Origin of the sequence: Synechococcus sp. B60.1 (genome assembly GCF_047462555.1) — a bacterium.
Classification (GTDB): Bacteria; Cyanobacteriota; Cyanobacteriia; order Thermostichales; family Thermostichaceae; genus Thermostichus.
On the sequence record NZ_JANSJN010000078.1, the window covers coordinates 1 to 9,065 of the forward strand.

Annotated in this window: 11 protein-coding genes; 4 read left to right on the plus strand and 7 right to left on the minus strand. The window is 61.1% G+C overall.

What is annotated here, in order from left to right:
- Positions 1–195: 195 nt before the first annotated feature.
- From NW863_RS09450 to NW863_RS09465, 4 genes are all read right to left on the minus strand, one after another.
- Positions 196–873, minus strand: coding sequence for a chorismate pyruvate-lyase family protein (locus NW863_RS09450; RefSeq protein WP_414365951.1), 678 nt, complete (start codon positions 871–873; stop codon positions 196–198).
- Between the two features lie 75 nt (positions 874–948).
- On the minus strand, positions 949–1,452 hold the full coding sequence (locus tag NW863_RS09455) for an AbrB family transcriptional regulator (RefSeq protein ID WP_414335049.1): 504 nt from the start codon (positions 1,450–1,452) through the stop codon (positions 949–951).
- Positions 1,449–1,898: a Fur family transcriptional regulator gene (locus NW863_RS09460; RefSeq protein WP_414365952.1), complete on the minus strand. Its 450-nt coding sequence runs from the start codon at positions 1,896–1,898 to the stop codon at positions 1,449–1,451. The genes NW863_RS09455 and NW863_RS09460 overlap by 4 nt, the downstream gene beginning before the upstream one ends.
- 29 nt (positions 1,899–1,927) lie before the next feature.
- Entirely contained in the window at positions 1,928–2,251 is a 324-nt protein-coding gene (locus NW863_RS09465) for a DUF1825 family protein (RefSeq protein ID WP_414335060.1), read from the minus strand.
- A gap of 156 nt (positions 2,252–2,407) precedes the next feature.
- On the opposite strand from NW863_RS09465, the gene cobT reads away from it, so the two are divergent.
- Positions 2,408–3,535, plus strand: a complete 1,128-nt coding sequence (gene cobT, locus NW863_RS09470) for a nicotinate mononucleotide-dependent phosphoribosyltransferase CobT (RefSeq protein ID WP_414365961.1) — start codon at positions 2,408–2,410, stop codon at positions 3,533–3,535.
- Here the strand turns inward: cobT and clpS are convergent.
- The 3 genes from clpS to NW863_RS09485 form a co-directional block, all read right to left on the minus strand.
- Positions 3,484–3,789, minus strand: coding sequence for an ATP-dependent Clp protease adapter ClpS (clpS, locus tag NW863_RS09475; RefSeq protein WP_414335062.1), 306 nt, complete (start codon positions 3,787–3,789; stop codon positions 3,484–3,486). The genes cobT and clpS overlap by 52 nt on opposite strands.
- 220 nt (positions 3,790–4,009) lie before the next feature.
- Positions 4,010–5,788 carry a hypothetical protein gene (locus NW863_RS09480; RefSeq protein ID WP_414365953.1) on the minus strand — a complete coding sequence of 593 codons (1,779 nt, stop codon included), beginning with the start codon at positions 5,786–5,788 and terminating at the stop codon, positions 4,010–4,012.
- Between the two features lie 133 nt (positions 5,789–5,921).
- Positions 5,922–6,323: a hypothetical protein gene (locus NW863_RS09485; RefSeq protein ID WP_414335052.1), complete on the minus strand. Its 402-nt coding sequence runs from the start codon at positions 6,321–6,323 to the stop codon at positions 5,922–5,924.
- 89 nt (positions 6,324–6,412) lie between these two features.
- Between NW863_RS09485 and NW863_RS09490 the strand changes: the two genes are divergently transcribed.
- From NW863_RS09490 to NW863_RS09500, 3 genes are all read left to right on the plus strand, one after another.
- On the plus strand, positions 6,413–7,087 hold the full coding sequence (locus NW863_RS09490) for a RibD family protein (protein ID WP_414365954.1): 675 nt from the start codon (positions 6,413–6,415) through the stop codon (positions 7,085–7,087).
- Between the two features lie 611 nt (positions 7,088–7,698).
- Positions 7,699–7,899 (plus strand): DUF2811 domain-containing protein, encoded by a 201-nt coding sequence (locus NW863_RS09495; RefSeq protein ID WP_011430239.1) that lies wholly within the window; start codon positions 7,699–7,701, stop codon positions 7,897–7,899.
- Positions 7,900–8,067: 168 nt separating this feature from the next.
- A partial coding sequence (locus NW863_RS09500) for a tetratricopeptide repeat protein (RefSeq protein ID WP_414365955.1) occupies positions 8,068–9,065 on the plus strand: 998 nt, incomplete at its 3' end.

A 9,065-nucleotide genomic window follows, 5' to 3' on the forward strand; every position in this document is an offset into this window, starting at 1 on the left:
TTCTCGGCAATGCGGATCCTTCTCTGGCAGCCTCCTCTGTCCCCCCAGACATCCGACACGGGCAACGCCCTAGAAGGATCTCGATCCCAGTTGCCCCTTCTGCTGGTCTCCTTTCTCCCTCCTAGCGGCCAGCCCAACTCGCATGCTATCGGCCAACGGTAGCAAAGAACGCCGGCAAGCCGTGCGCTGGGTGCCCTAACCAGGCAGGACTCTGGCCCGCAGGCGGGAGGAAAAGACCTCGTAAATAACCGTCAAAGGCTGGCCCTGGTGTAACAGGAGATAGTGCCTAGCCCAAAAAGGACCGGGGCAGTTGAGAAGCCGGGCAATGGGCTCGGCTTCGCCGTAGTAGAGCCGCCGCAACTCGCGAAAGGTCTCCAGTTTTTCTTGGATTAGGTTTTGACCAATGGGCAGATTGGGATGGGGCAAGTATCGAGCCAGATGGTCGGAGTTCCACCAAGAGGTGGCATAGAGCAAGGGCTGCTGAGAGGTTGCTCCACACAGCCAAACCCGCCGCCGCATCAAGGGGGATCCCAGCCGTGCCAAATCCTTGGCCAGCCGTTGCATGGACTGGGGGGCGGCCCTCTGCTCCGCCGGCAAATCGACCCGGCCCGTGTCGAGCAGATGGGCCTGAATCGGCTCTTGGGTCAAGGCAGCCAGGTTGCGGGTGGTCAAGCCATCCCCCAAGAGCAGCAGGCGCAACACGGGATCCACCTGCACCAACTCAGGCTGTAGCGGGTCTACCTCCCCCTGCCAATGCAGTTGCAGGGGCCACCAATCGCCTTGGCCAGAGGAGACGTTAGAACAGAGAGCAGCGCCCCAAGGGGATCCCGCGGCGTCGGCCTGGTAGGTCAGTGGAGAAGGGGAAAGTTCCAAGGCGGAGGTTCGGTTGTTAAGTTCTGTATCGCTCCTTAGTCTAACCCACCCCCTGCTGCAGCTCTAGGGGCTTGCCTAGCTGGTGCCCGGCTGGATCAGCAGCCGTACCACCCAGGGGACGACCACGATGACGCTGATCAGGCGGGCCAGATGCATGACCACCACTGTGCTGGTTTGGGCTCCCATGTCCAGGGCAATCAAGCTCATATCGGAAATGCCCCCTGGCGCCGTGCCCAAGATGGCCGTGAGGCGCTCGATGCCCAACCAACGGGAGATCAAATACCCCGACAAAACTCCCGTGCCCACCGCAATCACCGTACAGAGCAGGGCTGGTCGCCACAGATCCTTCAGGGCAAAGAAGGTCTCAGCAGTGAGCTTGCTGCCCAAAAGGATGCCCAGCACCACCTGCATGACAAAGCGGATCCCGGCTGGGGGAGTGGGGATCGGGATCGCCCCCCAAACATTGACCAAACCCACTGCTACCATCGAGCCCACCAAGGCTCCTGCCGGCAGCCTCAGCTTGACTGCAATCAGGGCACCTGCCAACCCGATCAACACCGTCCAGAGATAGTTCATCATTGCGGCTTGGCCTCGCGGCAAGGGGATCTCTGCAAAGCAGGGCTTGGCCGACCTTTTCCACGACATTCGGCGCAAATGCCGTAGAAGTCCAGCACATGGTACTCGATCACAAATTGGTAGCGGCTGGCAAGCTGCTCCTCCAGATCTTCCACCGGGCAATCCGGCAGAGGCACCACCCGCCGACATTCGGTGCAGATCAGGTGATGGCGGTTGTGGCCGTTGCTGGGCAGAACCTGATAGTAGGTTTGCTGATCCCCCAAGTTGACCGCCTGCAGCTTGCCCTCATTGCGCAGAGCATCCAAAACTCGGTAAACCGTGGCCAGACCCACCGTGTGGTTGGCATTGCGTAACTCCAAAAAGATCTCTTGCGCCGAAAGGGGCTGTGAGCGCTGCTCTAGCAGCTCCAGAATTAATTTCTGGTTGCGGGTCTGGCGGGAAGAAGACATGATCCTTTTGTCTGGGTCATTCTTTGGGGTCAACGCTCAGAGTCTGCCTCGGCTTTCATGCGCTCTAGGGTCTGGTGCATCTGGTCGAACATTTGGGTTAGGGAGAGCCCAAATCCCCCAAGCTGGGTTTGCAGTTGTTTGATGGTCATCTGAGCCATAAAGTCGTCGGAGAGCTCCAGCCGCTTCATGAAAATGCGCTGGCGCTCCAGCAATTCTTCCATTCGTTCAATGAAGATTTTTTTGCCTTCCCGGTCGAATTGGCCGTAGCGCTCGCCAAGTCGCATCAGGTTTTGGAAGTCCTGAAACAGTTGCTTGGCTTCTTCTTGGACGATCTCCGAGTCGAAAAAACTCATGGCCTTCGGTTTGCTCTGCATAAACTGTATTGGGTATACCTATCCTATCCGATCGGGCTGGGGGGCGCAGTCCCTGCCGTTTTCCGGCCAGTACGGGATCCCGCCCTTCGCTTGGGTGGAGAATGGAGTTTGGGCCTGTCTGCCCCGCTCTCTGCTATGTTCCCCTTTCCTGGTGTGAAGGCTTACACGCAGCCGGCTTTAGCCCGGCAGTGGTGCCAACGGGTGCAGGGATCCCGACCGCTGTTTTTGGCCTGCCTGGGGTTTACGGAAACAGCTCTTGTGCCGGGCATCTCCGCTGCCGGCGCCACGCCCTCCTTGCGGCGCTACACGGCCCTTGCCGATGGAGAGGTGCTGCTGGGGGGCTATTCTCACCGCTTACCCACCTCTCCCGATGGCTATCCTTCACCGGTGGTGATCAGCCGCGCCGTCCTGAGGGAGTTGGGGATCCCCTGTCGCGTGTTCGACTGTGGTTTGCCGGAGCCGCTGCCGGGGGCAGAAACGGTAAGCGCCAGGGGGATGGCCCGCTGCTTGAGCACAGGGCAGGCTTTATCTCTGGAACGGGTGGGATCCCTGTGGCAGGAGGGGTACGAGCGGGGATCCCGGCTGGAGTCGAGCTACTGCGTCATCGGCGAATGTGTGGCAGGGGGCACCACCACGGCACTGGCGGTGTTGCTGGGGCTGGGCTGGCAAGCAGAGGGCATGGTCAACAGCAGCCACCCGGTCTGTAACCACGCCCAAAAGCTGGCCTTGGCGCGGCAAGGTCTGGCCCATCTCTCGCCCAACGCTACAGCGCCGGAGGTGGTGGCCGCTGTGGGGGATCCGATGCAGCCCTTTGTGGCCGGGCTGGCGATGGCGGCAGCCCAGCGGGGGCCGGTGCTGCTGGCGGGCGGCACCCAGATGCTGGCGGTGCTGGCCCTGATGCGGCGCTGGGGGGAAGAGCAAGGGATCCCTTGGCCCCCAGAGAACGTAGTGGTAGGTACCACCCGCTGGGTGGCCGAGGATCCCTCCGGCAATACGGTGGCCTTAGCCGAGTTGCTGGGGACTGCCCCCCTTTTGGCTACCCAACTGAGCTTTGCCCAGAGCCGCTACGCCCCCTTACAGGCTTACGAGCGAGGCTATGTCAAGGAGGGGGTGGGGGCGGGTGGGCTGGCCATTGCCAGCAGCCTATATGCCGGCTGGGGCCAGGCAGAGCTGTTGGCCGCCGTTGAGCGCAGCTACGAGCAACTTGTGCTTCAGGCCGGCTCCAGGGGGGCCATCGTCAGGCCCTCCCGCAGCAACTGTTGATGGTAGAGCTCCGCTTGCTCTTGCGGGCCGACCCAGACGACCGCTTGCCCTTCGGCATCCACCTGCACGGTTAGTTGTCGCGCCAAGGGCAGGGTCATGCCGGGGATGTACTTGAGCAGGCATTCGGTAACGTGCTGAAAGGTGTTGAAATCGTCATCCAAGACGATCACCTTGAAGTGGGGGTAGGGCTGACGAACCCGGGTTCTCGACGGAGACGACTGCTGAGCCAGTCGAGTGGGAGCTTCCGTGGTCATAGCAGCAGAACTCAAGACAACATCCCGTAACTTTAATGCCTCAGATTTGATTCAGCTTTCTCAACAGCCAAAAATAGGCCGCTGTTGATTCTGAGTCTATTCTAGTTCCTAGTCTAGTTAACTTCAGTGGACGCATGGGGTCTGCAGGCAGCCCATGTTTGCCCTCGGATTCCTTGCCGGTGCTAGAGATGGGAAAGAGGTGCGGATTCCCGCCCCACTCTCACAACATCAGCTCTTCCCGCAGGGAGCGGCGGGGCTTTTTGCCGCCGAAGTGGCGCTCAAAGTAGAGGGCGGTGGCTTGCGACAGGATCCCGGCTTCGACAAGCGCCTGACACAGGGATCCCCCCGGCGGCAGGTGCTTCTGAATCTGTTCGATTTGGACGGCGCTGACCAGCCCCGAAGCCTTAAGGTAGTCGGCTACATGCCGTCCACCTGCTAGGTACACAGAGTAGCCGTCTTCGCTGAAAAACTTGACCGTCTCTGGCTTGAGGCCGCTGTGGTGGGTCAGCACATCCGTGAAGGTGCCGCCCTCTGTTTCCCAGGCATGGATGACGGCTTCGATGCCAGCATTGTCGAGGAGGCCGGCTGCCCGCAATTGGGTCAAGATCCGCTGCACCCAAGGGGTGGCCCGCTGCAGCGCTTCCAAGTCCTCTTCTCCCAAATACCCTTGGGGCGGTAATTCCCCTTCTGCTGCTCTTGCGGCTACAGTCGGCGTTGAGATGGCCTGCGGCGGGACTTGTTGCTGGGCCGTAGGTACGGTGGCAGGGGGAGGGGCTGGCTGTGTCTGAACTGCTTGCAGTTGGGCTTGGAGCTGACGCACCTGCTCTTGGGCCTGTTGGAGCTGGGCTTGGGTTTCTTGGAGTCGGGCTTGAGTTTCCTGCAGTTGCATCTGCAGCCGGTGGATGGTCTCGGCGGCTTCTTGGCGAGCGTGGGCCAGGTCGGCGATGAGGCGAGTTTTCGTCGATTGAGCCAGTTGGAGTTGGTGCTGGTGCTCCTGCAACGATTGGCTCAGGGTGGCCAGTTGGGCTTCCTTCTGCTCCAGCGTCTGGCGCAGGTGGGCTTCCGTTTGCTGGTGCTGCTGCAGCCGGGATCCCAGCTCTTGCAGCTTGGGTTTGGCCTGGGATTGCCATTCTGTCAGCTCGTGGCAGCGGCGACGTAAGGTCTCCAGCTCGGCTTGGGAAGCTTGCAACTGTTTGGCCAGGGCCTGGACTTGCGCGGATCCCCGATCTTGCTGGGCTTGGAGCTGCTCCTCCAACTCTTGAATGCGCTGCTGGGCAGCCCTGTGTTGCTCGGATCCCTGCTGAATCTGGGCGGCCAGTTGGGCTTCCAACTCGGCCATTCGCTGCTGCTGGGCCTGGTAGTTAGCAATCTGCTGCCGCAACTGCTCGGCTGTAGCTTGCTGGTGCTGTCGCTCCTGCTCCAGTTGCGCCTTTAGGGCGGCAACCTGCTCTTGGTAGCGCTCCAGTTGGGCTTTGTATTGCGCGGTAGCTTTGTGAACCTGCTGCGCTGCCTGCAGCGGCGAAGCGTAGAGGGGAGGCTGATCCGGAATGGTGGACCACTGCTCCACCATCACTTCCCAACTGTTGGCAGCTCCTCGCCGTCGCCGTAGCTGCTGCTGCTTGTCGAGGGCCCACTCCAACCAGTGGGGTTGCACCCAGCCCTGCTGCACCAGGATCTCCCCCAACTTGCGCTCGGGGTGGTGCTTCTGCTGAAGCAGAGCTTGATACACGTGCTCCAGCTCCAGGTAGCCGTGCAGCACCAGGATCTCGCCGATGCGCACCAACTCGACCGGGATCAAAGGATAGAGATCTTGCGGGGCAACCCAGCCGTGCTGCATACACAGCTCCCCCAACATCAGGGGGCTGTCCGCCTTTTCCCACATGGCCTGAGCCAACTGGGCGGGGGTGAGCAACCCCGCTTTGTTGAGGGCTTCCCCCAAGCGGATCTCGAACTTTTCCCGCTCAATAGCGGCTGGGCTGGAGCTGGTCAACGGATTCATGGGGCCTCTCGGACATGAGGAGTAAGCTTAACTACAGCTATCATGTCGGAAAATTCTTAGAAAGGTAAGGGAGTGCAACTGTGATGCATTTTGTCAAGCCGGGGATCCACGGATGTTGCAGGAATGTCCATCTTTAAGCTGCAAGAGGCCGTTGTTCCCGGCTCTGAGCAAACTGCTGAAGCCGGCGCAGCATCAGCAATTGTCCCAAGCCCAAGGGCAAGAGAGAAACGGCTTCTACCCGCAACTGCACCCAGCCGTTCCCCCACCGCCAATCACAGTAGCCATCGGCTCCGCCCCACATCAGCAGGCGCAGCCGTTCCGGCAGCAGGGTTTCCACTTGGTGCAGGATCGAGAGGGGGCCCCATTGGACGGCAAAGGTGCTGCCCGGCTCCAGCCTGGCGGGCAGGGATCCCTGCAATTGCTGTGGCCAGATCCACTGCTGCAACAACTCCACCTCGGTCAAGCAGCGCTGTATCGTCGATGCACTGGCCTCGACTTCGATGCGGATGGTGGAAGATTGGAATGTCCCGAGCATCCTTGTCCCGCGTAGGTGACCCCAAAACCAAAGCGGCAAGGGGGTGACCCCTGTCAACTCTATTCTGGCCGATTGCTCCCGATTTGCCTTTGAAAACGGCTCGTCCCCATGTGGTGGCCATCTTGGCCCAAAGTCTGGATGGCAAGCTGGCAGCTCACCGCGGGCAAAGGCCCCACTTCGCCAGCGCCGAAGACTATCGGCACCTGGAAAACCAAGCTGCCCGGCAACAGGCTTTGATTATGGGGGCGGCCACGCTGCGGGCCTACGGCACCAGCCTTCGCCTCCGGGATCCCGAGCTCATCCAACGCCGACTCCAGCAGGGCCTCTCCCCTCAGCCTCTGACGATCATCTGCTCCGGCAGCGGGGATATTCCTGAGGATTTGCCGTTTTTTCGGCAGCCCCTCACCCGTTGGCTGTGGACCACTCCCCAGGGATCCCGGATTTGGGAGAACCGCACCGGCTTTGCAGATATCTGGGTGGCTGCCGATTGGGATCTGCCGGCACGGCTGGCCCGCCTGTGCAGTTTGGGCATTGAACGGGTGGGGTTGCTGGGCGGGGGGCGGCTTTTGGGGGCGTTTTTGCAGGCAGGGAGCTTGGATGAGCTGTGGGTAACCCTGGCGCCGGTGTTGCTGAGTGGGTATGCCGATGCCCCGGCTAGCATCGAGGGCTGGCAACTGCAGGGATCCCCGCCCCAGCTGGAGCTGCTGGAGTGCCACCGTGGCTCTAAGGAGCTGTTTTTGCGCTACCGGGTCGAGTGGCCCTGAGGGGGCTCGCGAGAAAAAATTTTTGGACAAATTTAGATTTCTCAGAAATCCACAGGTTTTCCCCAGACTTTCCACAGGCGGGCGGGCTGTTTTCCACAGACTCCTTGCCACAGGAAACGGCAGCGAGGGTTTCTGTGGAAAAGTCCAAACTGGAAAGTTCAGGCGGATACACCTTTAGGAATGTAACGGGATCGCGCCGTTTTTGCCGATGGCATCAAAACCAGCGGCGGACTTTAACAAACTTGGAGCCGCTGCCCAGGATTGACAGCCCCCATGGGGCAGAGGGCAGAATAGCCGCACCTGAGGTGAGGGGGAGATTTTCCTGGCAGCTCTCCTCAGAGGCAAAGAACCCTTTGCCCAAGAACTCTATCCCTTCTCCTGCCTGAGACAAGGCCAAGGGGCAGCCCGGTATCCTCTGGCCGCTGCCGGACGGGCTAGGGGCAAACTTCTACAGACTGTCTTGCTTTTGACGGGGCTGATGCGGCCCCCGGCATACCCAAGTTAGAGAGCTGGGTTGGTTTGTTTGCGATTCCCTTCTGGGCAGGCCCAGTTTTGGCCGGATCCCTAGGTTTTCTTGGTTTCACTGTTAACCCCGAGTAGGTGGTTGGGCTATGGATTCTCCCACCGTCAGCATTTTGAGCGAAATTCCCGAGGAGCTACACGACACTCTCAAAAACTACCTCTCTCGTCACCCCGACTGGGATCAAGATCGGGTGGTGACGGCGGCACTCTCGCTATTCCTGCTCCAGAGCGGAGACACAGATCGGCGCGCCGCCCGTATTTACTTAGACAGCCTGTTTCGCCGCAACTGAGCCCTCGGAAGGCAAGCCCCGAGGATGGCCCGATGCATGGGCGGGGGGTTAGGAACACTCTGTCAAGAACGTCCTACTAACCTGAACTGTTAACCTGAGTAGGAAGATGTCCCGCTGTTGCCGCATGCCGGCGGGAAGGGTAAAAAGGGATCCACCAAGGGAAAAACCGTGCCACAGGGCTTCGGGCGAGGAAAAAGCGACCGGCAGACGGCTGGGCCAAAGGGCCTAGGACGAGGCTCCGCTCTACCCCCCTGCCCTTCCCCAGAGGCGACCCTGGCGCTGGCCGAGCGCCACCGACAAGCAGGGGATCTGGAGACGGCACTGCACCTCTGCCGGCAGCTTACCCGGGCCCATCCCCACCTGTTCGCCGCCCAGGCGTTGCTGGGGTCCCTCTATCTGCAGATGGGGGATCCCTGCCAAGCCCTGACCCCCCTGCAATTGGCTTTGCATCTGAGAAGGGACTGGGTGCCAGCCTGGCAGGAGCTGGGCGATGCCTGGATGCTACTGGGCAACCCGGAGGAGGCGGCGCACGCCTATGAACAGGGCCTGGCTTTTGCTCCTGCCGATGGGCAACTGCTCTTCCGGTTGGGCAGTTGTTGGCTGGCTTTGGGGAAGCGGGAGCAGGCGATTGCAGTGCTGCGCCAGGCCGCAGCAGCCCAGCCTCCCCAAGTTTATGCTTTGGCGACTTTGGGGAACGCCCTCCTGTTCGACAACCAGCTTGGGGAAGCAGAAGCCTGGTTTCGCCGCGCTCTTGCCCTGGCGCCACAGGAGGGGCGGATCCTCGTCAACCTGGGCCACTGCCTGCACCTACAAGACCGCCTAGAGGAGGCCGCCGACTGTCTGCGACGGGCCATCCCGCTGCTGCCAGAGGATGCCCAGCCCCACAACAACCTGGGCACCGTCCTGCAAGAGCAAAACCAACTCGAGGCCGCTATTGAGGCTTATCGGCGCGGCTTGCAGTTGGCCCCCGACTGGCCGGAGATCCACTACAACCTGGGCACGGCCTTGCTCACCCTGGGCCGCTATGAGGAGGGGTGGCGGGAGTACGAATGGCGGCTGCAGCGACAAGGGGCAGCCTATCCGCGCTTGCTTTCGCCCCTGTGGCCGGGATCCCCCTTGGGCCAGCAGACGCTGCTTGTCTACGCTGAACAAGGGCTGGGGGACAC

What these genes read in the sequence shown, in the direction of transcription:
- NW863_RS09455 (WP_414335049.1), bottom strand. Translation starts at nt 1,452, where the DNA reads ATGATGAACTATCTCTGGACGGTGTTGATCGGGTTGGCAGGTGCCCTG.
- NW863_RS09460 (WP_414365952.1), bottom strand. Translation starts at nt 1,898, where the DNA reads ATGTCTTCTTCCCGCCAGACCCGCAACCAGAAATTAATTCTGGAGCTG.
- NW863_RS09465 (WP_414335060.1), bottom strand. Translation starts at nt 2,251, where the DNA reads ATGAGTTTTTTCGACTCGGAGATCGTCCAAGAAGAAGCCAAGCAACTG.
- cobT (WP_414365961.1), top strand. Translation starts at nt 2,408, where the DNA reads ATGTTCCCCTTTCCTGGTGTGAAGGCTTACACGCAGCCGGCTTTAGCC.
- clpS (WP_414335062.1), bottom strand. Translation starts at nt 3,789, where the DNA reads ATGACCACGGAAGCTCCCACTCGACTGGCTCAGCAGTCGTCTCCGTCG.
- NW863_RS09480 (WP_414365953.1), bottom strand. Translation starts at nt 5,788, where the DNA reads ATGAATCCGTTGACCAGCTCCAGCCCAGCCGCTATTGAGCGGGAAAAG.
- NW863_RS09485 (WP_414335052.1), bottom strand. Translation starts at nt 6,323, where the DNA reads ATGCTCGGGACATTCCAATCTTCCACCATCCGCATCGAAGTCGAGGCC.
- NW863_RS09495 (WP_011430239.1), top strand. Translation starts at nt 7,699, where the DNA reads ATGGATTCTCCCACCGTCAGCATTTTGAGCGAAATTCCCGAGGAGCTA.